Source organism: Kribbella sp. NPDC050241 (assembly GCF_044459685.1).
GTDB lineage: Bacteria > Actinomycetota > Actinomycetes > Propionibacteriales > Kribbellaceae > Kribbella.
This window is the reverse complement of the sequence record NZ_JBITJE010000008.1, coordinates 13,673-37,195: the sequence shown is the minus strand read 5'-3', so window position 1 is coordinate 37,195 and position 23,523 is coordinate 13,673. Positions and strand designations below refer to the sequence as shown.

23 protein-coding genes are annotated in these 23,523 nt (G+C 68.5%); 4 read left to right on the top strand and 19 right to left on the bottom strand.

What is annotated here, in order from left to right:
• Positions 1-22 precede the first annotated feature (22 nt).
• Positions 23-928, bottom strand: coding sequence for an AraC family transcriptional regulator (locus tag ACIBG5_RS31060; protein WP_396395048.1), 906 nt, complete (start codon positions 926-928; stop codon positions 23-25).
• A gap of 70 nt (positions 929-998) precedes the next feature.
• On the opposite strand from ACIBG5_RS31060, the gene ACIBG5_RS31055 reads away from it, so the two are divergent.
• Positions 999-2,384 carry an FAD-dependent oxidoreductase gene (locus ACIBG5_RS31055; protein ID WP_396395047.1) on the top strand — a complete coding sequence of 462 codons (1,386 nt, stop codon included), beginning with the start codon at positions 999-1,001 and terminating at the stop codon, positions 2,382-2,384.
• A 13-nt stretch (positions 2,385-2,397) separates the two neighbouring features.
• On the opposite strand, the gene ACIBG5_RS31050 is transcribed toward ACIBG5_RS31055, so the two are convergent.
• The 8 genes from ACIBG5_RS31050 to ACIBG5_RS31015 all read right to left on the bottom strand — a co-directional run bounded on the left by ACIBG5_RS31050 (position 2,398) and on the right by ACIBG5_RS31015 (position 13,069).
• Entirely contained in the window at positions 2,398-2,661 is a 264-nt protein-coding gene (locus ACIBG5_RS31050) for a hypothetical protein (protein ID WP_396395046.1), read from the bottom strand.
• Between the two features lie 201 nt (positions 2,662-2,862).
• The gene (locus ACIBG5_RS31045) at positions 2,863-3,879 is read right to left on the bottom strand and encodes a zinc-dependent alcohol dehydrogenase family protein (protein ID WP_396395045.1); all 1,017 of its coding nucleotides are present in this window, start codon (positions 3,877-3,879) and stop codon (positions 2,863-2,865) included.
• Positions 3,880-3,902: 23 nt separating this feature from the next.
• Positions 3,903-4,946, bottom strand: a complete 1,044-nt coding sequence (locus ACIBG5_RS31040; protein WP_396395044.1) for a DUF6177 family protein — start codon at positions 4,944-4,946, stop codon at positions 3,903-3,905.
• The gene (locus ACIBG5_RS31035; protein WP_396395043.1) at positions 4,943-5,209 is read right to left on the bottom strand and encodes a hypothetical protein; all 267 of its coding nucleotides are present in this window, start codon (positions 5,207-5,209) and stop codon (positions 4,943-4,945) included. Before ACIBG5_RS31035 ends, ACIBG5_RS31040 begins: the two co-directional genes overlap by 4 nt.
• A gap of 28 nt (positions 5,210-5,237) precedes the next feature.
• Positions 5,238-10,886: an ADP-ribosyltransferase gene (locus ACIBG5_RS31030; protein WP_396395042.1), complete on the bottom strand. Its 5,649-nt coding sequence runs from the start codon at positions 10,884-10,886 to the stop codon at positions 5,238-5,240.
• 7 nt (positions 10,887-10,893) lie between these two features.
• Positions 10,894-11,271, bottom strand: a complete 378-nt coding sequence (locus tag ACIBG5_RS31025; protein WP_360456925.1) for a DUF6507 family protein — start codon at positions 11,269-11,271, stop codon at positions 10,894-10,896.
• Between the two features lie 80 nt (positions 11,272-11,351).
• Complete coding sequence (locus ACIBG5_RS31020; RefSeq protein WP_396395041.1) at positions 11,352-12,200, bottom strand: ABC transporter permease; 849 nt, start codon at positions 12,198-12,200, stop codon at positions 11,352-11,354.
• Positions 12,197-13,069 carry an ATP-binding cassette domain-containing protein gene (locus ACIBG5_RS31015; protein WP_396395040.1) on the bottom strand — a complete coding sequence of 291 codons (873 nt, stop codon included), beginning with the start codon at positions 13,067-13,069 and terminating at the stop codon, positions 12,197-12,199. The genes ACIBG5_RS31020 and ACIBG5_RS31015 overlap by 4 nt, the downstream gene beginning before the upstream one ends.
• A gap of 186 nt (positions 13,070-13,255) precedes the next feature.
• On the opposite strand from ACIBG5_RS31015, the gene ACIBG5_RS31010 reads away from it, so the two are divergent.
• Positions 13,256-14,197 carry a MarR family transcriptional regulator gene (locus ACIBG5_RS31010; RefSeq protein ID WP_396395039.1) on the top strand — a complete coding sequence of 314 codons (942 nt, stop codon included), beginning with the start codon at positions 13,256-13,258 and terminating at the stop codon, positions 14,195-14,197.
• Here ACIBG5_RS31010 and ACIBG5_RS31005 read toward each other — a convergent pair.
• The 4 genes from ACIBG5_RS31005 to ACIBG5_RS30990 all read right to left on the bottom strand — a co-directional run bounded on the left by ACIBG5_RS31005 (position 14,142) and on the right by ACIBG5_RS30990 (position 18,114).
• Positions 14,142-15,275, bottom strand: coding sequence for an NAD(P)/FAD-dependent oxidoreductase (locus ACIBG5_RS31005; RefSeq protein ID WP_396395038.1), 1,134 nt, complete (start codon positions 15,273-15,275; stop codon positions 14,142-14,144). The two genes, ACIBG5_RS31010 and ACIBG5_RS31005, sit on opposite strands and share 56 nt — an antisense overlap.
• Before the next feature lie 66 nt (positions 15,276-15,341).
• The gene (locus ACIBG5_RS31000) at positions 15,342-16,112 is read right to left on the bottom strand and encodes a hypothetical protein (RefSeq protein ID WP_396395037.1); all 771 of its coding nucleotides are present in this window, start codon (positions 16,110-16,112) and stop codon (positions 15,342-15,344) included.
• A 229-nt stretch (positions 16,113-16,341) separates the two neighbouring features.
• On the bottom strand, positions 16,342-17,133 hold the full coding sequence (locus tag ACIBG5_RS30995) for a SigB/SigF/SigG family RNA polymerase sigma factor (protein ID WP_396395036.1): 792 nt from the start codon (positions 17,131-17,133) through the stop codon (positions 16,342-16,344).
• 153 nt (positions 17,134-17,286) lie between these two features.
• Positions 17,287-18,114, bottom strand: coding sequence for an SAM-dependent methyltransferase (locus ACIBG5_RS30990; protein WP_396395035.1), 828 nt, complete (start codon positions 18,112-18,114; stop codon positions 17,287-17,289).
• Between the two features lie 490 nt (positions 18,115-18,604).
• Between ACIBG5_RS30990 and ACIBG5_RS30985 the strand changes: the two genes are divergently transcribed.
• Positions 18,605-18,838, top strand: coding sequence for a DUF397 domain-containing protein (locus tag ACIBG5_RS30985; protein ID WP_360456902.1), 234 nt, complete (start codon positions 18,605-18,607; stop codon positions 18,836-18,838).
• 226 nt (positions 18,839-19,064) lie between these two features.
• Here ACIBG5_RS30985 and ACIBG5_RS30980 read toward each other — a convergent pair whose 3' ends face one another.
• The gene (locus tag ACIBG5_RS30980; RefSeq protein ID WP_238163377.1) at positions 19,065-19,286 is read right to left on the bottom strand and encodes a hypothetical protein; all 222 of its coding nucleotides are present in this window, start codon (positions 19,284-19,286) and stop codon (positions 19,065-19,067) included.
• Positions 19,283-19,477 carry a hypothetical protein gene (locus ACIBG5_RS30975; RefSeq protein ID WP_396395034.1) on the bottom strand — a complete coding sequence of 65 codons (195 nt, stop codon included), beginning with the start codon at positions 19,475-19,477 and terminating at the stop codon, positions 19,283-19,285. Before ACIBG5_RS30975 ends, ACIBG5_RS30980 begins: the two co-directional genes overlap by 4 nt.
• 447 nt (positions 19,478-19,924) lie before the next feature.
• On the opposite strand from ACIBG5_RS30975, the gene ACIBG5_RS30970 reads away from it, so the two are divergent.
• Positions 19,925-20,797 (top strand): helix-turn-helix domain-containing protein, encoded by an 873-nt coding sequence (locus tag ACIBG5_RS30970; protein WP_396395033.1) that lies wholly within the window; start codon positions 19,925-19,927, stop codon positions 20,795-20,797.
• Between the two features lie 20 nt (positions 20,798-20,817).
• Here the strand turns inward: ACIBG5_RS30970 and ACIBG5_RS30965 are convergent, their stop codons facing one another.
• The 4 genes from ACIBG5_RS30965 to ACIBG5_RS30950 all read right to left on the bottom strand — a co-directional run bounded on the left by ACIBG5_RS30965 (position 20,818) and on the right by ACIBG5_RS30950 (position 23,470).
• Positions 20,818-21,444: a DUF2461 domain-containing protein gene (locus ACIBG5_RS30965; protein WP_396395032.1), complete on the bottom strand. Its 627-nt coding sequence runs from the start codon at positions 21,442-21,444 to the stop codon at positions 20,818-20,820.
• A gap of 19 nt (positions 21,445-21,463) precedes the next feature.
• Positions 21,464-22,621, bottom strand: coding sequence for an epoxide hydrolase family protein (locus ACIBG5_RS30960; protein ID WP_396395031.1), 1,158 nt, complete (start codon positions 22,619-22,621; stop codon positions 21,464-21,466).
• Between the two features lie 41 nt (positions 22,622-22,662).
• Positions 22,663-22,968: a hypothetical protein gene (locus ACIBG5_RS30955; protein ID WP_393387748.1), complete on the bottom strand. Its 306-nt coding sequence runs from the start codon at positions 22,966-22,968 to the stop codon at positions 22,663-22,665.
• Between the two features lie 214 nt (positions 22,969-23,182).
• The gene (locus ACIBG5_RS30950; RefSeq protein WP_360456888.1) at positions 23,183-23,470 is read right to left on the bottom strand and encodes a DUF1905 domain-containing protein; all 288 of its coding nucleotides are present in this window, start codon (positions 23,468-23,470) and stop codon (positions 23,183-23,185) included.
• Positions 23,471-23,523: the final 53 nt, after the last annotated feature.

The window sequence follows — 23,523 nt, the reverse complement described above, 5'->3', positions numbered from 1 at the left end:
CCGGCTTGACACAGTGTGAAGGTCAACCCTGCCGTGCGATCTGGGTACGCCGGTAGCGCCCGGGCGTGACACCGGTGGCCTCCCGGAAGGCCCGGGTGAAGGCCGACTCGGAGTGGTAACCGACCCGGCCGGCGACGGCGGCGACCGTCAGCTCGGGGTCGGTCAGCAGGTCGGCGGCCACCATCATCCGCAGGCTGACGACGAACGCAGCGACCGTCGTCCGCGTGTGCTTGCCGAAGTGCCGGACGAAAGTTGCCCTGGACATCGAGGCGGTCGCGGCGAGGCGGTCGAGCGTCCAGTCGGCGCCGGGATCGTCGAGGACGGCAGCGATGGCGGTGGCGATCCGCCGGTCGGCGACGGCGGTCCAGGGCGCGACGCCGGGCAGGTCACCGCGACGCAGCATCATGGCGAGCAGCGCGGCACACACTGCGTCGACGACGGCCGCCGTACCCGCGCCGTCGGCGAGCGCTTCCGCCCGCAGCAGTGCGGCGAGGGTCCGGACGGACTCGTCGGCGGCGTCGAACGAGACGACCAACGGGTCCGGCAGGCTCCGGAGCAGCAGTACGCCGGAACCCGACCCGACCGAGTAGTGACCGCAGAAGATGTCCGTCACCGCCTGCCCGGACGGACTGTGGATCGTGTCGAAGGCGGTGCCGGGAGTCTCGACCGAGGAGCGGACCGGGCCCGGCCCGGCCGTTCGGATCAGATGCGGCGGGCGGCCGGCCAGCAGCACGGCGTCACCAGCGCGCAGCGGAACCTGCCGGTCCGGCAACTCCAGGACGCACTCGCCGCCCAGGACGAAGTGGAAGGCCGCCTCGGCATCGCCGTACGCGGGGACCTTCATCTCGGTCGCACCGGCCAGCAGGCAGCGTTTGTCCACGCTCGCCCGGAGCCGGGCGAGCCCGATCACATAACTGATGGCATCCATGAGACATCTGCGCAGAAAAGTGAGCTGAAAACGGCTGTTCTGTCTCAAGACTACACGTGAGACTCAAGCTATGACTGCTGCTGTGGAGAACACCCTGTGGGCCGATGTCGTCGTGATCGGATTCGGCAAGGGCGGCAAGGTCGCCGCCGCCGCGCTCGGTCGGGCCGGCCGCCGGGTGATCCTGATCGAACGCTCGGACCAGATGTACGGCGGGACGTGCCCGAACGTCGGCTGCGTTCCGACCAAGGCGCTGGTGCACCACTCCGGCCGGCGCCGGCCGGACGACTCGCCGCAGGAATGGTTCGAGCACGCGATCGGCGAGGTGCAGGCGCTCACCTCCACGTTCCGGGCCGGGAACTACGATGCGCTCAACGGCGCCGAGTGGATCACCGTACTGACCGGCACGGCCCACTTCGTCGACGCGCATACCGTTGCTGTCAGCAACGGATCCGGCGAGGTCCGGGTGGTCGGCGAGACGATCCTGGTGAACACCGGTTCGGAGCCGGTCATCCCGGGTATCCCCGGTCTGCGCGAGAGCCCGCGGACCGTGACGAACGTGGACCTGATCCACACCACCCACCTGCCCGGCCGGCTGGCTGTGATCGGCGGTGGCTACCTGGGCATCGAGTTCGCGTCGATCTACCGGCGGTTCGGGACCGCGGTGACCGTGCTCGAGGCATCTCCGCGCATCCTGGGCCGGGAAGACGACGACATCGCGGCCGCCGCCGCCGAGATTCTGGCCGGTGACGGCGTGGAGGTGGTCACCGGAGCCGAAGTGCTCGAGATCCGCGGTGAGGACACGGTCGTCTACCGCAAGGACGGCCGTGAGCACAGCCTCACGGTGGACGCGATCCTGGCGGCGACCGGCCGTACGCCGGCGACCGCCGAACTGCGGCTCGAGAACGCCGGTGTGAAGACGACGGAAGGCGGTGCGATCGAGGTCGACGAGCACCTTCGGACCAGCCAGTCGCACATCTTCGCACTGGGCGACGTCAACGGTGGACCGCAGTTCACCTACATCTCACTCGACGACAGCCGGATCGTGCTCGACCAACTCCTCGGCTCCGGGCAACGGTCCACTGCCGATCGGATCGCCGTACCGCAGACGTTGTTCATGTCCCCGCCGCTGGCGACCGTCGGGCTGACCGAGAAGGCGGCTCGTGCTGCCGGTCATCGGGTCAGGATCGGGATGCAGCGGGTGGCCGACATCGTGGCGATGCCGCGCGCGTACATCGTCGAGGAGACGCGCGGGGTGATGAAGTTCGTCATCGACGCGGCGTCCGACGAGATTCTCGGTGCGGCCCTGCTCAGCGTCGACGCGCAGGAGTTGATCAACACCGTCGCGCTGGCGATGCGGCACCGGATCACCGCGACCGAACTGCGCGAGTCGATCTACACCCACCCGTCCTCGACCGAGGCCTTCAACGACGTCCTCGGCACGATCGTCCGCAGCTGACGCCGGCAGGAGGTCAGGAGATGACGCGGGCGCGGCGGTCGCGGACGGCGGCGACCGCGAAGCCGGCCAGCAGGACGGCGATGCCGCCTGAGCCGAAGCCGATGACCAGGTCGCTGCGGGACTTGAGCCGCGCGTCGCACTGCATCGGCGTGACCCCACTGCCCGGCTGGAAGACCGAACCGCAGTTGGAGCCGTCCACGTGGACCGGACGGACGGCGAAAACGACCCCGGCGATCAGCAGGACCACACCTACCGCGCCGAGTACCTTGCTCAGCACTGCCCGTCTCGCGGTGTGCAGGGAACAGCCGTACGGTCCGACCATGCCTGCCTGGTCAGATCCCGCATACGGCGCTCACACTCCCTGGGCGTTCGGTAAGATTTGATCAAACCTAACGCAGCTAGCCGTCCAGCCTGAAGTCCGGACCCCGCCCCCGGATCAATCTTCACTTAGTTCTAACGCTCAACAGGCCGGTCCGGTTCAACCGGGCAGAACGGCCACCAGCGACCCCACGGCACGGCCGTGCGCGACGTCGGACAGCGCTCGGTCGACCGCGCCGAACGGGACCTCGGTGGTGTGTGCACGGACCGGCAGCCGCGAGACCAGACGGAACATCTCCTCACCATCGCGACGGGTGTTGGACGTGACGCTGCGTAGATCGCGCTCGTGGAAGAGATACCGCTCGTAGTTGAGCACCGGTACGTCGCTGAGATAGATCCCAGCGACCGCGACAGTGCCTCCCGGTTTGAGCGCTTCGAGGGCGTACGGCACCACGTCACCGGCCGGGGCGAACACGATGGCCGAGTCCAGCGGGACAGGCGGTCGGTCAGTGGTGTCGCCGGCGAACACGGCGCCCAGCGAGCGGGCGAGCTCCTTGTTCTGCGACCCACGAGTCATCACGTACAGCTCGGCGCCCTGCGCGATCGCGAGCTGCGCGGTGAGGTGGGCGCTGGACCCGAACCCGTAGATCCCGAGGCGGCCACCGGGCGGCAGGTTCGCCCGCAGCAAGGAGCGGTAACCGATGATCCCCGCGCAGAGGAACGGCGCCAGCTCCACCGCCGGGCGATCCGCCGGTAGCGCGTAGGCGTAGTCCTGCGGGACGACGGCGTACTCGGCGAAGCCGCCGTCCGCGTCCCAGCCCGTGTACGACGACCGCGGGCACAGGTTCTCCGAACCCGACCGGCAGAACTCGCACGATCCGCACGTACGCCGCAGCCAGGCGATCCCGGCACGGTCGCCGACGGCGAATCGGTCGGCACCGGTGCCGCGATCGACCACAGCGCCGACGACCTGGTGGCCCGGCACGACTCCCGGTCTGCGCGGCTCGAGGTCGCCTTCACACAGATGCAGGTCGGTCCGGCAGATGCCGCATACCTCGACCCGGATCAGCACCTCCCCCGGTCCAGGTACGGGGACGGTACGACGTACTCGCTGCAACGGACCCTGATCGATCGGCCCGGGCCGGTCGACTGCCCACACATCCATGAGATCGCCCATACTCCGACGATCTCAGACGCCCTTCAGTTGGGCATGGTGAACTCGACCTTCTGCGTGGACGGCTTGCCGGAATGGTGCGCGGTCGCGATCGTGATCCGGCGCATGATCGTGGAGAACGCCTCCCAGTCGGGCGCACAGTAACCGGTGCCGATCGGGAACCACAGCGCGGTGTCGTGACCGATCGACGTCGCCACCCCGGCCTCGACGGCCTTCGCCGCCTCCGGACCCATCGCGGCCCGGCCGTCCTGACCGATCACCAGCCCGACCGGATCGGCGACACCGGTGAATCGTGGCAGCAGGCAAGCATCCGCGGAACCGCCGACCCCCAGCATGAACATCGAGACCACCTCGAACCGCTCCGCCAGTTCGCGAACCGCCGGGAAGAGGGCCTCGGGCAACGGCGTCTCCATGCCCTGGTAGCCGATCGCGATCGTTGCCGTCTCCTCCAATCCGGCCGGACGGACGTCGACGTCGATCACCCCGCTGGCCGGGCCTTCACCTGCCACCGTCAGCAGAGTGCTGCGCGGCGCCCAGCGGCGGCAGAAGCGGGTGACCTCCCGGGCGTCCCAGGGCTGACTGACAGGTTCCTCGGTCCCCCAACCTGCAGGTGGCCCGCCGGCCAACTCGCGGAACAAGAACTCCGTGGCACCACCAACGACCGCCGACTCGACAGCGGCGTGCCGGACTCGCGCGACGATCTGCAGGTTCGCATGGATATCGTCCGGCGGCGCCAGCCAGTGCTGACTCGGCCGGGGCTTGCCCACCTCCCCGGCCGGCACGAACAGTTCGCCGTCCCAAGTCAGCGGTACGCCGGTCAGACCGTCATACGGACTGTCCGCTTGGACCACCCATCGCGAGCCGCCGGCCAGGAGTTGGGTCCGGACCGCGTGGGTCACGCGCGAGGTGGGAGGGGTGACGAACTGCAGTTCGCGGTTGGCCTTCTCGGCTGCCAGCGCAGCGTCGAGGAGCCAGGTCGACAGGCCGACGACCGCTCGGTCCTGCATGAGCACGACAGCCTTCTCGGTGACCAGGTCGGCGCCGGCGATGTAGTCGAGGAATCCGCTCATCGGTCGTCCTCCCGTCGGTCGCCGCGGGCCGCTACAACCGCGTTGGCCAGCGAGAGGTCGCTCGGGGCGAACGAGAACACATTGCCATTGGCAACCAGGAAGAGGCGGTTCGCGGTGCCGGGTGGCGTGAACACGATCCACTCCTCGGCGTGTGACATGTGCCAGCCCTGCAGGGCCTCCGGCGTCCAGGTGTCCGGCGCGACCGAGTGCTGCGCCAGCCAGGCCGCCAGTACTGTCCTCGCTTCTGCCAATGCGTTCGACATCAGAGGTCTCCTGTTCTGCCGGTCCCGGTTACCACGTGGACTCCGGGTCCGCGGACGAGCCGCCTTCCCAATCGCCGTTCGGCTCGCGGATGGTGAACTCCAGCCGGTTCAGCTCGGTCTGGTACACGTGTGGCCATGGTTCGTCGATCGCGTCCGGCGCCGGTTGCGTGTCGATCGCGCGGATGTCTCCGTTGCGGTCGACGTACGCCGCGAACCAGTGGCCGCCGCCGTCGGCCCACCCGATGCAGATCGCCGCGACCGTGCCGGGCGGGCGGCCGCGGAGTCCGTCCTCGACCGACTGGTACGCCCTGCGGGTGAAATCGGTCAGGTCCGCGGCCGAGTTCGGATGCCCGGGCAGCGGCTGGAAGTCCATCCGGTGCCCCGGACCGCGGACGCCCATCCACTCGTAGCTGTCGTCGTAGTCGCCGGGAATCGGCGTACCCGGCGTGCCCTGATGAGGCGAGGGAGCCCTCCGGAAGTCACCGTCGGCCAGCCGGACCGCCCGGCCCTGGAGCAGGTCGACGGTGGCCCGCATCACGGCCGAGCGGTTGAACATGAACTCGACCCACTGCTTGTCATAGTTCGGATTGAGCAGGTTCTTCCACCGCGGCACGGTGTGCAACGGGACAGGGCCGGCCGCGTTCGTCAGGTTCTGCTGGTGGACCTGACCGGGGTCGTACGGGTTGTAGCGGGCGCGGTCGCGATCACCTCGGTGCACGCCGGGTTCGCCGTACGCCGGTGGTGGCTGAAGGTCGAGTTCCTGCTCCCACTGGTGTTCCTTCGAACCGAACTTGTCGAAGATCGGATCGCCCGGCTGCACCCGAGCCCGCGGCGGACGCCCACGCTCCTGCGGGACGTCGTACGAGATCCGCTGCGGGTCGACCATGTCCTTCCACTGCGGACTGTAGGTGCCGATGTTGCTCGGATCAGGCTCCTGACTGGTACGACTCGAGGGCTGGTTCGGCACCGGATCGGTGCCATCGACCTCGCCCGGCTGATTCCGGTAAAGGTCAGCCTCGCGCCGCCGCCAAGCATCCGCCCCACCCTGATCCTCACGCCCAGCGCCAGCCCGCTGCCCCGGCTGGCCTTGCGTGGGGTGCTGCCCGTGGCCGGGGTGCGTGGGCTGCCCGTGGCCGGGCTGCTGCCCATGCCTTGAGTGCCCGGGCGCTTGTCCCGGCGCATCGGAATCGTCGGAACCCCTGCCTCTTCCGGGCTGGTCGGGCGCATCCGTACGACGCCCCCACGGATTCGGACTACTCGCCCGCGGAACCCGTTGCGTCACCTCCGGATCCGGAGCCCCGTCCTGCTCCCGCACCCGCTCGCGCGGAACCCGCTGAGTCGCCTCCGAATCCGACGCACCCCCGCGCTCCGGCAACCGCTCAGGTGCACCGCGGTCCGGATCCGGTCCACCACCACGCTCACCCAGCTCCTCCAGGCCCCGGTCCTGGGCCGGGGCGCCGTCGTACTGCCGCATCTGTTCGCGCGGGATGCGCTGGGTCGCGTCCGGGTCGGGTGTGTGGGGGTGGTCTGTGGGGTCGGGGTCTTCGATTCGGTGGGTGGGGTTGGGAGGCGGGAGGTGGTCGAGGTGCGGGTGCGGTACGGCGGGGAAGTGGTCGACGTCGACCATGTGGATCACGATCTCGCGACGTACGCGCGGCTTACCGTCGGCGGTCAGGAACCGCTGGTCGAAAGAGACGTTCTCGCTGATCCCGACGGTCCGGTAGCGGACGTTGCGCGGCTGGATGTACTCGGACTCGGAGTTCCGCAGCCCGCTCAACTTCCCGCTCGGAGCGCCCTTGCGCGTCTGCACCTCGAGGACGACCCCGGTCCGGTTGTTCTCGTGCGCGAAGTCCGACGCGACCGCCGGGTCCGTCGACGTGAACTGGAACCCCTCGAAGTCGGTGTTCTCACCGACCTTGAACGTCTCCCGCACCCAGTTCATCAACTCGCTGTGCGGCAGATGCCGCGGCAGCCGCATGCCCCGCCACACCGTCCGTGGATCCACGGCGTCGGTTGCACTCTTCACCACCGTGTCGACGTCCTCCGCCACCTGGATCGCTTCCTCGGTCAGACCGCTGTTCCCGTCGGTGTTCATTACCCGGCGCAGATCGCTCAGGTCGTGCCCGGAATACAACGCCCGGTTCACCGCCCCGAACGTGCTCTGCGTCATCAGCTTGACCGACTCGTGGAACCTCTGCGGAACGGTCCGTCCGAACTCCTCCGCCTCGTGCGCGGTCCGCGAGAGTACGTCGGGATCCGCCGTACGCCGCGCATCGCCCGGCGCGAAGCCGTAGTCCTCCGGAGTACGCCGTACGTCCGGAACATCGACGTGAGGAGTGTCCGAGACGACCTCACCGAAGTCCTGCGGCGTACGACGTACGTCCGGGGTGTCGACGTGACGAACGTCGGGGACGACCTCGGCGAAGAGGTGGATCTTGCCGTCGTGCGGGAAGACGCGGGTGAACTTGATCGTCAGACCGCGGCCCAGGACGAGTTCGCGCTCGCCCTCGCCGTGGGCCGAATGGTGGCCGGTGTACAGCGCCGGCGTGCCCTTCGGGACCTTCAGGTGCATGATCCCGGGCCGGCTGGACGGGATCGCCTCACCCAGCGACGTCGAGAGGAACGACGGGTCGCGGAATGTCTTGTTCACCAGTTGGTCGATCGGCCCGTCGAAGTGGTCGATGTCGGTGACGCGGCGGACCACCACATCCTCCGGGACCCGGCGGCCGTTCAGTACGTCGTCGAACTCGTCGATCAGCGGATCGAGCTCGGGACGGTGCTCGACGCCGCGCAAGTGGTCGCCGACCTGCTTGTACGACCCGTGCACGTTGTCGCCACCACGGGTGAATCGCTCGACCACGTCCGCCTTCCGCGGGTCGAGGTCGCGGGCGTACTCACCCCAGTGCCGCCGTCCCCACGCCGTGGCCTCCGCCTCGGACGCGAAGGTCCGCGCACCACGCGAGATCTCGGCAGTCGCCTGCGCCATCCGCCCACCCGAATCCAGCCGATCCCACTCAGGATCCACCGGCCGCTGATCATCCGGATGCCGCACCGGCCCAGCGTCGTCGTCCGGCACATGCGCCGGCCCATCCTCTCCCCGCAACCGCCGCGAAATCAGATCGTCCCCGTCGCCATCCCCATGCTTGCCCTCAGCAACCTTCTCGGGACGCTCTGGTCCGCTCTTCCGGACGGGCTCGTGGTTACTGCTGTACTGCGCATTCGGGTGATCCAGTCCCTCACCTTCGACGCGATGGCCTTCAACGCGATCTCCACCAACCCGGTCACCACTCACGCGCGCGGGATCAAGCTCATCCGCAATAGACCGCTCACCCGACCGAGCAGGACGCTCACCAGGCCCCTGCCGGTCCCCTGAGGTTGGCGTCGGGCGCTCACCCAGAGTCGGGCGGTCGCCTGGGGTTGGGCGGGTGGAGGTGGGGTCGGCGCGGCGGCCCGCGTCGCCTGGGGTGCCGGGGGTGTGGGGTGGGATGAGCGGCTGGATCGGGGCGACGACGGGGTCGGCGTCGCGGTGGGTCGGGGTCGGGGTTGGTTCGTTGGGGCGGGTCGGAGTGGGTTCGTTCGCGTCCGGGCCGGTCCGGGTGGGGTGGGGTTCCGGTCCCGTGCGCGTCGGATGAGGCTCGGGGCCTTCCGGGTGCTTGTTGGGGTCGGGGAGTTCGGTGTGGTCCGGCTTGTCGGGGCGGGTTGGCTGGTGCTGGGTGGGGTCGTCGTCGTCCCGCTTGGTACGGCGGTCCGTTGGCTCGGGGCGACCGGGTTCACCGGTGCTGCCGTCACCCGGACGCGTCGTGTGACCCGGCTCGCCAGTGCTCCCAGGCGTGTGCGTGCTCCCCGGAAGACCCGAGCTGCCAGGAGTGCCAGTGCTGCCAGGTGTTCCGGCGCTGCCGGGCGTACCAGGAGTACCCGATGTGCCAACGGTGCCAGGCGTATCGGGAGTACCCGACGTGCCTACAGTGCCCGGCGTACCGGGAGTCCCCGAAGTACCGACAGTGCCCGGCGTACCGGGAGTACCCGACGTGCCGGCAGTGCCAGGCGTACCGGGAGTTCCTGGGCTGGCGAGGTTGCCTGGGGTGTTGGGGATGATCGGGGTGTTGGGGATGATCGGCGGGACTGTGGTTCCGGGGTCGATCGGGTCGCCGGGACGGGTGTAGCCGGGGTCCACCGTGTTGCGCGGACCCGTGGTGCTTCCGGGCGTCGTACTGCCCGGCGTCGTAATGCCCGCGGTCGTACTGCCCGGCGTGGTGCTGGCCGGCGTGGTGCTGCCCGGCGTGGAGCCGGGGGTGTTGACCGTCTGACCGGGCGCGTCGATGGTGCTGCCAGGAACGTCGATCGAGTCGCCGGGGGTGTGTACGGAGTCGCCGGGCACGTGCACCGAATCCGCCGGACCGTGCCCCGCACCGACGGGAACGGACTCGCGCGGGAGGTCGACGCCGGACGGGACGTCGACCTTCGGACCGCGGGTGAGGGGTACGCCGCGTTCCAGGCGGACTGATTCGCCGAGGAGAGGGATGTGGGAGTAGCCCTTCAGGACGGCGCCGACACCCGGGACCTTCAGGCCACCCTCGATCACCGTGCTGCGGAGCTTGTTCCGCAGGTTGAGGAAGTTGTCGGCGGTGTGCGCGGCGACCCGGACCGGCGGGACCTTGTCGGCCAGCTTGCCCAGCTTGCCCAGCTTCGAGGCGACGCCGGCCAGCTTGCCCGGGCCGATCGGGATCAGGCCGACGGCGCCCATGATCGACGCGGCCTGGTTGCCGTTCGACCAGTCGTCGCCGATGGTGTCGATCGTGTCGTCCCAGCGCTGGTCGAGATCCTCGCTCATGCCCTCGGGCAGCAACTCCCCGACGCCGGGAACCTTGTTGGCCAGCATCATGATGTCGTCGGCGACGCCCTCCCAGGCGTCGAACATCTGGTGCATGTCCGACGGCGCGTGCCCGAACAGCTTCTCGAAGTTGTCCTTCCCCCAGTCCCAGCCGGACTCGCGCAGGGCCCACTGAAGTCCGAGGAGTGTGGTCAGGCCGTCGACGACACCTAGCGCGACGTCGGCGACATCCACGATCCACGGCGCGTCGTACACCTCCGGTGTACCCCACGGCGGCGGCTCCGGATCCGTTTCGACGCGGAACACGCGGCCCTGGCCGGGAACTTTGCGATCGAGCGTTTCCGGCCACCAGCCGAGGCCGCCGATCAGTGCCTCGATCTTGTTCGCGGCGACGACCTGGATGTCCATCATCTGCTGCAGCAGTTTGGCGGTGCCCTCGTGGTAGGAGTTCTCCTCCTGGACCCAGTTCTCCCAGCCCTGCCAGTCGTCGCCGTTCGCCTCGGCCTGCTGGCACTTCACGATGAAACCGCGGGCCCGTTCGATCAGGTCCTGCAGCCGGTCGTAGGGCTCCTTCATGTCGTAGCCGAACTGCTCGATGATCCCGCCCATCGCCTCGACATCGCTGCCGAAGTCGTAGGCGAGGATGTACGCCGGCCGCAGCGAGGTGATCAGCGTCTCCGCCTCGGGGGCCTGGTAGCAGGTGGACAGCCCTTCGAACGAGCTGTTCACGTCGTACCCGGTGGACCTGATCTGGCCGCCGACCTTCTTCAGTTCGGCGCCGGTGAAGGCCAGGACGTCGGGACTGGTACCGGGGAAGAAGTCCGGCACTCCGTCGGGATTGAACACTGCCGCCTCACTCGATGTTGTGGCGCTGGCGGGAGGCCTTCTCCGCGTTCGCCCGGGACTCGGCGGCGCGGCGCTTGCCCGGTGCGTCGGTGGCGTTCCGCTGCGCGTTCAGGGCCATCTCTTCCTGGCCGTTCACGTACGCGATGGTGGCGTCCTTGGCCCCGGTGAGGGAGGCGTTGGTCTGATCGACGATGTCCTGCCAGGCGTCCTGGTAGAACGCCAGTACGTCGGCAACCGCCTGACCGACGAGTGTCGCCTGAGCCTGCCGGACCGACCGTTCCGCGTAGTCGGCGTAGCCCTTCGCCACCGCCTCGTACCCGGATGCCTTCTCGCCGGTGGTCTGCAGCACGTTCGCGACCGCGTCGACGTTGATGTCCCAGTCCATGCGTGACCCCTCGTGTCAGCCCGCCTGCTGTCGGATCGACGCTAGGAGCGGGCCGGGGCCACCGACCTTTCAAAACGCTTTCAAGCCACCCGGCGCAGCGCTCGTTCCCGCCGCTCGGCGACCTTGGAGCCGGAATCCCGCCGAGCCATCCGGCGCAGTACGACGGGTGCGACCAGCAACCCGGCGACGGCCCACACCCCGAGTACGCCGACTGTCTCCAGGTGACGCCAGGAGTCGCTGATCTCGACCACGACTGTGCTGTCCGGGAGCAACGCGGACCGCATACCGAGTCCCATCCAGTAGATCGGGAACACCTGCCCGATCGACTCCAGCCAGCCGGGCAAGGCAGTGATCGGATAGAAGATGCCGGAGATCGCGATCAGACCGAGCACCGGCAACTGGAGCAGCCCCTGCGACCGCGCGGTGGTGAACACGGATCCGAGGACCGCGCCGATCGGCAGCGTCGCGACCATCCCGAGCACCAGCACCCAGAGCAGCGTGAACCAACCACCGAAGGATCCGAGCGCGAGCCCGTCGACAATCAGCAACCCCGGGATGAGCAGGATCGCCAGGTCGGCGAGCAGCCCGCCGGCCACCGAGACGACCTTGCCGACGAGGTAGCCGAGCATGCCGTTCGGGGTCGCCTTGGCGCGCAGCAGCGTGCCATCCTCGCGATCCGCAGTGAGCTGCTGGCTCATGCTGACCATCCCCATCGCCGCGTTCATCCCGAGGATGCTCGGCAGTGCGAACGTACCGAGCAGCAATCCGGTCGAGCCGAAGTCCCGATGCCGCAGGAAGAACAGTGTCACCAGCATCAGCACCGGCCAGAGGAAGTGACTGAACAACTCGGGCCCGTTGGTGAACGACTGCCGCAACTCGATTCGTCCACGCTGCCACCCGGCCCGGACCGCGGCCGTCCGAGGGCTCACAACGCCACCTCCTGTCCGCGGACGAGCGCGAGATATGTGTCCTCGAGCGACGCCCGTCGTACTTCGAGATCGCGGACGGAGGCGCCGTACTGCGTGAAGAGGTCGCGAACGAAGCCGGTCGAATCGGGCGTGGTCTTGCGGAAGCGTTGTCCGTCGATGCTCCACCGGACCTCGTCTTCGCCCGCGATCAGCGCGGTCAGCTCGCCGGTGGTGCCGGCCGCGACGATCCGGCCGCCGGTCAGGATCAGGATCCGGTGCGCCAGTTTGCTCGCCTCGTCGAGGTCGTGCGTGGTGAGCAGAATCGTCGTCTCGTGCTCGGCCGCGAGACGCCGGACCAGGTCATGGAACTCGTACCGCGCCTCCGGGTCGAAGCCAGCCGTCGGCTCATCCAGAAACAGCACCTCCGGCCGTCCGACGATCCCGATCGCGACGTCGAGCCGGCGCCGCTGACCGCCGGACAAGGTCTTGATCTTCTGCTCCGCCTGCGTACCGAGGCCGACTGCGGCGAGCAGCTCATCGGTGTCCCACGGACGGCCGATCCTGGTGGTGGCGTACGGCGCGTAGTACGCGCCGAGGTGGTGCAACAGCTCACGGACCCGCCAGTTCCCGTGGTCGCGCCACGACTGCAGCACGATGCCGAGCCGCGACCGCCAACGCTCGTCGCCGGCGGCCGGGTCGACACCGAGCACCTCGACAGTCCCGGCCGAGCGCAGCCGGAAGCCCTCCAGGATCTCGATCGTGGTGCTCTTGCCCGCACCGTTCGGGCCGAGCAGGGCGACGACCTCGCCGTGCTGGGCCCGGAACGAAACGTCGTGCAGAACCTCGGTGTCGCCGTAGCGCATCCGCAGCCCGTCGACCGCCAGAACCATCGCCCATCTCCTTCAGGAATTCCTGAAAGCTACGTCGACCCACACCGGCGTACAACGCGATCCCTAGTCGGCTGGCTGAAAACCTCAAGGAAATATGGCAGTCTGTGCAATGAGGCTGCCGCAGAACGCAACCTCGATCAGAGCAGCGTTGCAATGAGCTGACGTCGAACGCACCATGGAGGACCGATGCCCGGAGGCAGACTGACCCACGGCGACCGGCGCGAGATCGCGGCCGGCCTGGCGGCAGGACTCGGGTACGCCGAGATCGCGCGGCAACTGGACCGCCCGACGTCGACCGTCAGTCGCGAGGTCGCCCGCAACGGCGGCGCCCGCGGCTACCGAGCCGACCACGCGCACTACTCCACCGCGTCCCGAGCCCGCCGCCGCCAGGACAACGGAACCAATCACGCCGAGCTCCAGCCGGATGGCGACCAGCAGATGCGAGACTTCGTCGAACGGTTCGCCACGATGATGGTCGAAGGCGGCCTACCGAGGATGGCATCGCGCGTCCTGGCCCAGCTCTACACGGCCGACTCCCGCAGCCTGACCGCCGCCGACCTCGTCCGCGAACTACGCGTCAGCCCGGCGTCGATCTCCACCGCGGTCGGCTACCTCGAACAGGTCGGCATGGTGCATCGCGAACCCGACCCCGAGCGCCGCCTGCAGCATTACGTCATCGCCGACGACGTCTGGCTGCAGGCGTGGAAGGTGAGTGCGCGCACCAACCTGAACTGGGCCGAGACCGCCACCGAAGGCGCCGCGCTGCTCGGCCCCGACTCCCCGGCCGGCGAACGCCTGACGCACATGGCCGACTTCTTCCACCGGCTCGGCGAGGACATGTCCGGCGGCCCGACGTTCGACCTCATCGACGACGCCCTGACCGCACTTGCCGCCCTGCTGCATGCCTGTCGCCCACTGACCGTCGACCGACTCGCCGCTGCACTCGACTGGCCGCCGGAACGTCTCACCGAGGCGCTGGGCAACGCGACCAAGTACGCCGAATACACCGACCCGGTCGTCCTGGACCAACCCACGCCCGGCACCTACCAGGCGATCCCCACACCCGGCCGCCTCACCGCGAGCCAGCGCGCCGCGGTCGCAGCAAGGCCCGCAGCAGCGGACGCGTGATCAACCCGTCGGCCAGTCCCAGCTCAACGAGATCGTCGAAGATCCGCTGATCGGCCGCCGCCGCGCGGATCCCCGCGTCGAGCACGTGTCCCGACCGACTGAGCTGCGCCGTCAGCGCGGTGTGCCGGAGGTGGCGCCCGAGGAGTCGACCGGCTTCCCGGCGGTACGTCGTACCCGCGTCGGCAGTGCCGAACCTCAGGGCCTCGGCGACCGCACGACCCGCGAGCAGCCCGGTCGCGACCGCGTAGTAGATGCCCTCGCCCGTCATCGGGTTGATCAGCCCGGCCGCGTCACCGGCGAGCATCACCGGACCCGGCTGCGGGCGCCACGACCGGCCCGCCAAGGGCAGGTGATGACCCCACCATGACGTTCCCTCCTCGGTTGCCCCCGGCAACAGTTTCTCCAGCTGGGCGGTCAGGTCCGCGCGGGTCGGCCGCGGTCGTGCGGGGGTGAGCTGCTCGCCGTACCCGACGTTCGACCACCCGTCGCCACGATCGAAAGACCAGGCGTACGACGGCTGCCGCCCCGGACCGTAGGCGATCACCTGACTGGCTGCCCGCCCGGCCGGTGTCGGCGCATACCCCCGGATCGCCAGCGCCACCGGCCCCGGCGCCACCCCGAGCTCCCGCCGTACGACGGAGTGGGCGCCATCCGCGCCGACGACGAAGCGGCCATGCAACTCACCGTCGACGGTGATCGACGCGCCGTTGCGCTGCAGCCCCCGCACCCGCCGGCGGACAAGCTGCGCACCGGCCGCCTGCGCCGCCTCCGCCAGACGCTGGTCGAACACGGTCCGCGGCACCACCCAGTTCGGCCGGGCCATGATCCGGTCGACCCCGACGTCTCCCTTGGTCAGGACAAACCGTCCGACCGGGGTCCAGTCGTCGAGAAGCCCGGTCACGCCGACATCGGCCAACAGATCGAGTACGTGCGGCGCGATGCCGTCCCCGCACGCCTTGTCCCGCGGGAAGTCATGCCGGTCGAGCATCAGCACCGACAGACTGGGATCAGCCGCGAGCGCCCCCAGCGCGGCCGACGCTCCCGCCGGTCCGGCTCCGACGATCACCAGATCCCACACAGGCACCTCCCGAGAAGCCCCCCCCCAGTGTGTCAGCCCGGGCGATCTCCCCGACCGCCGCGTCGGTCAGGTGCCCGGGCGTCTGCCCGGTTTGTTCGTACGGCGGGACACCGTGCGCCGTGGAGGCGGGGTGAGCCGGTCGGCGTGACCGCTGGAGATCGGTGCGGAGGAGACCGGGCGGGCCTCGTCGAGGTCGACCACACGCGGCGGTGGTGGGACGAAGACCTCAATGGTCTCCTCGTCGTCAGGCGGAGGAGGGGGTGGCGGTGCATGCACAGGCTTGGCGCGAGCGGCCGACTCCTTACTCACCCGGGGCGCCGCCACCGCAACCGCAGCGATCGGGATCCGGACCGGGCGACGGCGCCGCAACTTGGTCCGCATCTCGATGCCCAGCGCATCGATCAGCTTGTGAGTGGCAACGATCGACAAGGCCACCGCGAGCACCGTGCCGCCGGCGAACAGCACCGACTGCCCACCGGCTCGCCAGTTCGACGGATCGGTCCGGCGCATCGCTGCGAGCATCGCGACCAGGATCGAGTTGGTGATGCCTAGGGCAACAGCAAGGCCGACGGTCCGCAGCAGGACACGTCGTTCCAGCCCGACGTCGTCGGCCGCGGCCACCAGCCCGGCGATCAACCCGGCCAGCACCGGCACCGTATAGACCAGCGCGAGTGTCAGTCCGGGGCTCGCGACCAGATAGAAGACGTCGAAGACCAATGCCGTCCCGGTCAGTGCGGCCGCGAAGCAGATCACCATCGGCGGGTACGCGCGCACGATGGCGACCGCATCCGCGGGCACCGTTCGAATCATCCGGAACGCCAAGACCAACGACTCCATCCCCTTGCTCTCCCCCATTGTGCAGTCACTCCGCACCCTGGGTAACAACCAACGACAGGCGAGTCGAACCAGGCCGGTGGAACGAACGACTGACAGCCGCCGAGTTGAGTCTGTTGCGGGCCCCAGCTGCAAGGGTCGGCGGAGCTCCAGCTGGCGCGCCCGACCGGCGGCACCTGGTGGCTGTATTGCCACCAGGGCACGCCGATCTGAGGTTGCCGCTGGCAAAGAGCTAGGCAGCGGCAGGGAGCGGGGTGAGTTTACCGCGCAGGTCGTCGAGGATCTTGCGCAGGACCCGGGACACCTGCATCTGGCTGACGCCGATGTCGCGGCCGATCTCGGACTGGGTCCAGCCCTCGACGAACCGCAACTGCAGGATCCGCCGCTCGCGCTCGCCGAGATCCGAAAGAACCGGCTGCAGCATCTCGACCGCTTCCAGTTGGTCGATGCTGCCGTCCTCTTCATCCGCGACGACGTCGGCCAGAGTCAGCTCCGCGTCCGCGTCGGCAGGCCGATCCAGCGACAGCACATTGAAACAGCCCTTCGCGGCCAGCGCCTGCTCGACCTCGTCGACCTCGACCGCGAGGTGTTCGGCGATCTCGGCTGGCGTCGGCTCCCGGTTGAGCTTCTGCTCGAGCAACGGAAGCTTGGCAGCGATCGTGCCTTGCATCTCTTGTAGCCGGCGCGGGATCCGTACGGTCCAGGCACAGTCGCGGAAGTACCGCTTCACCTCGCCCCGGATGGTCGGGACCGCGAACCCGATGAACGGTGTGTCCGCGTCGAGCCGGTAGTGATGGGCGGCTTTCACCAACCCCAGATACGCGACCTGCTCCAGGTCGTCGGCCTCGGCGCCGCGGCCGCGAAACCGGCGCGCGATCCCCTGGGCCATTGCGAGGTTGAGTTCGACGACCTCTTCGAGCAGCCGCTGCCGCTCGACTTCGTCGGTGCTGGCGTCCCGGCGTTCCATCAGGTTCCGGGTGGCCGCCTCCCGGGCGGCCCGGTCAACAGCAGTGGTGCTCGTCATGGGTATGACCTCGCGACTGTCGTCACGGCGTGGCACTTCGCTGAACCACGGTCATGCCTGCGAGAACCCGGTACCCCACCGACCGCGATCGCATGCATACATGCGAAAGGCGCGCATCCCGTGGGATGCGCGCCTTCGTCTCGCAGTGACCGGTCAGGCCTTCTTGGCCAGGCCTGCCATCAGGATCCGCTGGTACGGCTCCAGGTCCTCCACGGCCGGCACGTCTCCGTCGGGGTCCTCCGGGAACCACCGGGCCAGGAAGTCGACGCCCGGCGGCACGAGCGGCATCCCGAGGAAGTGCTGCTCGATCCGCTCCGGGGTCCGGATCCACCCGTTGCCGAGGCTCTCCAGGCCGGCCCGCTCCATCCCCTTCTGCAGCGGCTCACCGGTGTCGACGAAGTCGGTGATGAACAGGTAGCTGCCGGGGGCGAGCGTGTCCATGATGGTGCGCACCCACTCGTCGGGCTTCTCGTCATCGTGGAAGTGCATGTGGATGCCGACGATCATCAGCGCCATCGGACGGCTGAAGTCCAGGTGCGTCTTGATTTCCTCGTTGCCCAGGATGCCCTGCGGATCACGCAGGTCGGCGGTGACCACGATCGTGCTGTTGTTGGTCGCCAGCAACGCGCGGCCGTGCGCCAGCACGATCGGGTCGTTGTCGACGTACGCGACCCGCGCGTTCGGATTGATCTCCTGGGCCGCCTCGTGGGTGTTCTTCTGCGTCGGTAGGCCGCTGCCGATGTCGAGGAACTGGTCGATCCCCGCCTCGCGGACGAGGTAGTGAACGCCCTTGACCAGGGCCTCGCGGTTCTCGATCGCGCAACGACCGGCGTCCGGAACGTACTTCAGGTACAGAGCCGCGCCTTCGCGGTCGGCAGCGAAGTTGTCCTTGCCACCGAGCAGAGCGTCGTAGACGCGAGCGATGGTCGGTTGGGAAGTGTCGAAGCCCGGATTCGAATCCGGACCGTCGGGAGTCGCCATCGGCGCAGCCTTCGTGTCGGGGGAATTGTGCTTGCCATCGTAGGACAGGTGCGGACCTGCCGGAACGCCGGATCGGCGCTGCGCCCGTCTTGATCCGGAAATCGCCCCGACTCCTTGATTCGTCAATAAGAGAAGGCTTTTCGGATCACGCCTACGTCCGGACAAACCCAGCCACCCGGCGCCACGTCCACCTCGGGGCCGGGCCGCACCGAGGCGCACACATCAGTCGGCGCTCACCACTACTACTGCGCCTACTGCTGAGCCACTGCCACTCAGTACTACTGCGCCACCACCAGTCACTTCCGCTACGCCACCGCCCCGGCGCGACATTCGGTCACCGATCGCGACCGAAACAGGGTCCCAACGGGTGTTTGACGGCGACACGATCACAGGACGTAAGGGGGCGGACACCCGAGCACGGACGGTGTACGATGCAAATGCAAGGCCAAATGCACGTGCATATGCCAAGGACGTACGGAAGGTGCAGCTGATGACTGCTGTCTACAACGGCATGCCCGGCGACGCGAACAGCGAGCTGATCTGGCGGAAGAGCCAGCGGAGTGGCCCGAACGGCAACTGCGTAGAGGTGGCGAAGCTCCAGGGTGGTGGGGTGGCGATGCGGAACTCGCGCCACACCGATGGCCCGGCGCTGGTGTTCACGAAGGCCGAGATCGAGGCATTCCTCGGCGGCGTTCACGACGGTGAGTTCGACGACCTCGTCTAACCGTCACACGGAAGCAGAGGCCCCTTCGCCAGGCGAGTGACGAAGGGGCCTCTTCCTGTTTGCGGAGAGTCCGCGTACGACGCTGTGCGGCGATCCGAGCCGCCTTCGCGCGTCGACGTAATCCAAAGAGCCCTCGATCCGCACAAGCGGCGTACGACCTCAGAGAACGACGAAAGCCGGCCCCTCGGTGAGGAGCCGGCCTTCGGTGCTGTTCGGGGCGGTGGGCCTACTGAACGGTGAGCGGCCAGAGCTGCTCGCTGCGCGGCAGCTCGGAGGCCGCGCCGCCGGCCGCATTGTCAACGGTGATTCGCAATCCGGTGAACTTCGGCGTCATCACGCGCTGGTACCGCGAGGCGCGGTCCGGCTCCGCGGTGTACTCGGCGATCAGGTGGTCGCCCAGCCAGATCCGCACCATCTTCCGTCCTCCTGCTGCTCGCTCGGTGTTCATGGGGCCAGGCTCACGATCGGGTCGCCGTCGAGATGGCGCACGCCGCGCAGCCAGCCCTCGAAGGCCCAGCGCTGTTGCTCAGGGCAACGCGCGACCAGTGCCTGGATCTCCCGCTCCGTCAGCTCGTCGGGCGCGCGGCCACCGGCGATGTCGGCGGTGTACTCGGCTGCCTCACTGTCGTCGTCGTTCATCGACTCGGGTTCCCCAACCAGTCATGCCAACGGGGGGGCCGTTGGCGGCCTGTAGGACCGGCCTGCTACATCACGCGAGGTCACGATTCGCGAGATCCAGCTCACCTTCTGTGCATGAATCAATCATGGCGTCGGCACGCTGCGAATGCAAGCGCCCGATGCACGTGCATCCGCACGTTTTCCGATTCGATACCCAAATCGGCCCTTCGCCCGCCTGTCGGCACCTCGATCAGCACGTTTCGAACGGCGTTCGTCGACGATTCGGCGCCACTTTTGTCCTGACAAAGTTCTCGTTGGTCATCAGACAGGCGCTACTCTGCGTGATGGGATCCGCCGGATCGGCGGGCCTTATGTAAGAACTCCGGCAGATTGCCTCGCCAGCGTGCGATGATGTGCACCTGCGGGCGAGTTGTCGCTGGTGAGAGCTGCTGGGGCGTGGAGGTGGGTGTGACAAAGTCGGGCGCACACAGCGGACCGACCGCGCTTCGAATCATCCTCGGAGCGCATCTGCGGCGGATGCGGGACGCAGCGGGGATCAGCCGGTCTGACGCCGGGTGGGAGATCCGGTCGTCGGAGTCGAAGGTCAGCCGGATGGAGCTGGGCCGCGTCGGCTTCAAGGAACGCGACGTCAGCGACCTCCTCAGTCTCTACGGGTTGGACGACAGCGAGGAGCGCGAGCGGCTGCTGGCACTGGCCCGCGATGCGAACAACCCGGGCTGGTGGCACCGGTTCGGCGATGTGCTGCCCAGCTGGTTCCACTCCTACCTCGACCTCGAAGCCGTCGCCCAGCTGATCCGTAGTTACGAGCTCCAGTTCGTGCCAGGCCTGCTGCAGACGCCGGAGTACGTGCGTGCCGTCGTGCAGCTCGGCCGCGGCCTGATTCCCGCCGAGGAGATCGAGCGCCGCGTCTCGCTGCGGGTGAACCGTCAGCAGGTCCTCACCCGGCCCGACCCGGTGCGTTTGTGGGCCGTCATCGACGAGTCCGTGCTGCGCCGGCCGATCGGCGGGAAGAAGGCGATGCAGGCGCAGCTGGAGTATCTGCTCGAGGCGAGCTACATGCCGAACGTCACGCTGCAGGTGGTGGAGTTCGGCTCAGGCGGCCACCCCGCGACCGGTGGCGCGTACAGCATCCTCCGGTTCCCGGAGCAGGACCTGCCGGACATCGTCTACATCGAGCACCTGACCAGTGCGCTGTACCTGGACAAGCCCGAGGATCTCGACACCTACACGGGCACGATGGAAGCCCTGTGCGTCGCGGCTCCGCCGCCGAACCAGACCCGCGACATCCTGGCCAAGGCGCTCAAGGAGTACGACGCCTGACGCTCCGGTGACCGGTGCCCTCAGGAGTTGTCCGACAGCCAGGTGAGCAGCGATCTGGTCGCCTTCCAGTCCGCGCGGATCAGCGCCGCCAGCTCCGGCGTGTGGATGACCGGCTCGAACCCGTAGGACTTGCTGACCGTCAGGGACTTGTGCCGGAGCAGGTCGATCCGGGGGTGCTCCGGGTCGTAGCCGCGCGGGCTCGTCTTCAGCTTGTCGCCGCCGACCGTCCAACCGGTCGCGGTCAGTTTGGCCAGCAGCTTCTCGAGCTGCTTGCCGCGCCGGTCGTCGTCGATCGCGGCCCGGACCCGGGCCAGCCGTTCCGAGCTCGCCTCGTAGAAGCCGGCCGCGACCCGCACACCCGGCGCCGCCACCTGGATGTACCAGCCGGTCGACGGAGCCACGTCGATGAACGCACCTTGGTGCGTCTTGTACGGCGACTTGTCCCGCGCGAACCGGACATCGCGATACGGCCGGAACAGCTTCGCCGGACCGAACTCCGGCTCGAGCTCCGCGAGCAAGGCGGTCATCGGCGCTTTCACCGACTCCTCGTAGACCTGCTTGTGCGCCGTCCAGTAGGTCTTGCTGTTGTCCATCTCGAGGTCGTCGTAGAAGTCCAGCGCCGCCGCCGGGAAACCGGTGAAACTCATGCGGTAAACATAGTTCGGCTCAACCCAGCGACCGGAAGAAGGCCCGGATGTCGGCCACCAGGACGTCCGGCTGTTCGAGCGCGGCGAAGTGGCCGCCGTGCGGATGACTGGTCCAGCGGACCACGTTGTCGGTGCGGGCGACCTTGTGCCGGAGCGGGATGAAGTTGTCGTACGCCAGGTCGAGCAGGGCGGTCGGGGTGGTGGACGGCTCGGCCGGCTGACCCCAGTACGGCGCGTGGGCCCGTTCGTAGTAGATCCGGCCGGACGATCCCGCCGTACGGGTGAGCCAGTAGAGCATCACGTTGGTCAGCAGGAGGTCGCGGTCGATCGTGCTGGCGGGGTCGGACCACGCCTCGAACTTCTCCACGATCCACGCCAGCTGCCCCACCGGTGAGTCGGTCAGCGCGTAGGCGACCGTCTGCGGTCGCGTCATCTGCAGGTCGGCGTACCCCTGCAGTTCCTTCGTCCAGTGCTGGAAGCGTCGCCACGACGCCCAGGTGCGTTCGCGCTCGGCGGCGTCGAGCGGCTCCAGTTCCGCCGGCGTCGGCTCGGAGGTCGCTCCGCCTCCGGGGATGAGATTGAGGTGTACGCCGATCACCTCGTCGGCGTGGATCCGCCCGAGCTCCCGCGAGATCCCGCCACCCCAGTCGCCACCCTGTACGCCGTACCGGTCGTAGCCGAGCCGGGACATCAGGGCCGACCACGCGTCGGCGACCCGGAGCAGTTCCCAGCCGGTCTCCCGGGTCGGACCGGACAGCCCGAAGCCCGGGATGCTCGGGATGACCAGGTGGAACGCGTCCGCGGGGTCACCGCCGTACGCGCGCGGGTTGGACAACGGCCCGGCGATCTCGGTGAACTCGACGATCGAACCTGGCCAGCCGTGGGTGATGATCAGCGGTGTCGCGTCCGGCTCCGGGGAGCGGAGGTGGGCGAAGTGCACGTTCGCGCCGTCGATCGTGGTGGTGTACTGCGGCCACTCGTTGAGTCGCGCCTCGGCCCGGCGCCAGTCGTACTCATGCCGCCAGTACTCGACCAGTTCCTGCAGATGAGCCAGCGGTACGCCGTACTCCCAGCCGGTGCCAGGTAACTGGTCCGGCCACCGGACCAGGTCCAGCCGAGCGCGCAGATCCGCCAGTTCGGTCTCCGGCACATCCAACCGGAATGCTTCGACAGTCACTGCCGCAGTCTGCCGCGACCATCTGCTGCCTGCACCTGAATTCAGGCGTTCACCTTGGCGCGGACGACCCTGGCGAGGACAACCCGGACCGTGACCGCCGCGATCAGGCACAGCACGCCGGCGCTGAGCACGATCGTGACCAGGGTGCCCGCGCTGTTCAGGGCACCGTCGCACGCCATCGGAGTGACCCCACCGGCCGGCTGGAAGGCCGAACCGCAGTCCGTGCCACCGGCCGAGACCGACCGGAAGCCGAGCGCCAGCCCGCCGAGGACCAGCACGGTCCCGGCGATGGCGAGAATCTTGTTCAGTGTCGTCACGACGACCCCGGCACAGTTGGTTTCGGGCACGCCGACGGCGTACCCCGTGAGCCCCGTTGCACTTCGTTCACTCCTGACCTCGACTGACCACCCGCACCGAACTTACGGTCCGGCGCCGGATGATCCACACCCGTGCGGCCCGTCAGGACTGATTCTTCACAGAGTCCTTACTCAGGACATGACCGCCCGTGACCACGCTCTCAACCGGACTGTGGCCCCGGTCACGCGCCCGGGCCTAACCGGTTCAGCCGAGGCGTTCCTGCAGGTGAACGGTGATCTCGTCGCCCGGTTCCTTGCCCAGCCGGTCCCGCAGGTCGCCCTTGACCGGCAGCTTGTGGGTGCCGTCGCCGAGCGCCATGAACGAGCTCTCGAACGGGTGGCCGTCCATCGTGCCGCGGACCTTGACCAGCCCGCGGGTGCCGAAGTACTCCGCCGAGCCGGGCATCTGCAGGTAGGTCCAGCCGCCCTTGGCCGGGCTCTTCTGCAGCGGTGCGGTGAAGGTCTTGTCCAGCTTCTGGGTCTTGCCGCTCATGGTGAGCTCCTCTCTACACCTTGAGGTAGAGGCCGGTGGACCGGTTTCGACAT

Excerpts from the sequence above, each read along its gene's own strand:
- ACIBG5_RS31040 (WP_396395044.1), bottom strand. The coding sequence starts at position 4,946 with ATGAGCGGATTCCTCGACTACATCGCCGGCGCCGACCTGGTCACCGAG.
- ACIBG5_RS31060 (WP_396395048.1), bottom strand. The coding sequence starts at position 928 with ATGGATGCCATCAGTTATGTGATCGGGCTCGCCCGGCTCCGGGCGAGC.
- ACIBG5_RS31015 (WP_396395040.1), bottom strand. The coding sequence starts at position 13,069 with ATGGTTCTGGCGGTCGACGGGCTGCGGATGCGCTACGGCGACACCGAG.
- ACIBG5_RS31000 (WP_396395037.1), bottom strand. The coding sequence starts at position 16,112 with ATGGAGTCGTTGGTCTTGGCGTTCCGGATGATTCGAACGGTGCCCGCG.
- ACIBG5_RS30990 (WP_396395035.1), bottom strand. The coding sequence starts at position 18,114 with ATGGCGACTCCCGACGGTCCGGATTCGAATCCGGGCTTCGACACTTCC.
- ACIBG5_RS31035 (WP_396395043.1), bottom strand. The coding sequence starts at position 5,209 with ATGTCGAACGCATTGGCAGAAGCGAGGACAGTACTGGCGGCCTGGCTG.
- ACIBG5_RS31045 (WP_396395045.1), bottom strand. The coding sequence starts at position 3,879 with ATGGGCGATCTCATGGATGTGTGGGCAGTCGACCGGCCCGGGCCGATC.
- ACIBG5_RS30995 (WP_396395036.1), bottom strand. The coding sequence starts at position 17,133 with ATGACGAGCACCACTGCTGTTGACCGGGCCGCCCGGGAGGCGGCCACC.
- ACIBG5_RS31025 (WP_360456925.1), bottom strand. The coding sequence starts at position 11,271 with ATGGACTGGGACATCAACGTCGACGCGGTCGCGAACGTGCTGCAGACC.
- ACIBG5_RS30975 (WP_396395034.1), bottom strand. The coding sequence starts at position 19,477 with ATGAACGACGACGACAGTGAGGCAGCCGAGTACACCGCCGACATCGCC.
- ACIBG5_RS30965 (WP_396395032.1), bottom strand. The coding sequence starts at position 21,444 with ATGAGTTTCACCGGTTTCCCGGCGGCGGCGCTGGACTTCTACGACGAC.
- ACIBG5_RS30980 (WP_238163377.1), bottom strand. The coding sequence starts at position 19,286 with ATGAACACCGAGCGAGCAGCAGGAGGACGGAAGATGGTGCGGATCTGG.
- ACIBG5_RS30950 (WP_360456888.1), bottom strand. The coding sequence starts at position 23,470 with ATGAGCGGCAAGACCCAGAAGCTGGACAAGACCTTCACCGCACCGCTG.
- ACIBG5_RS31010 (WP_396395039.1), top strand. The coding sequence starts at position 13,256 with ATGCCCGGAGGCAGACTGACCCACGGCGACCGGCGCGAGATCGCGGCC.
- ACIBG5_RS30985 (WP_360456902.1), top strand. The coding sequence starts at position 18,605 with ATGACTGCTGTCTACAACGGCATGCCCGGCGACGCGAACAGCGAGCTG.
- ACIBG5_RS31055 (WP_396395047.1), top strand. The coding sequence starts at position 999 with ATGACTGCTGCTGTGGAGAACACCCTGTGGGCCGATGTCGTCGTGATC.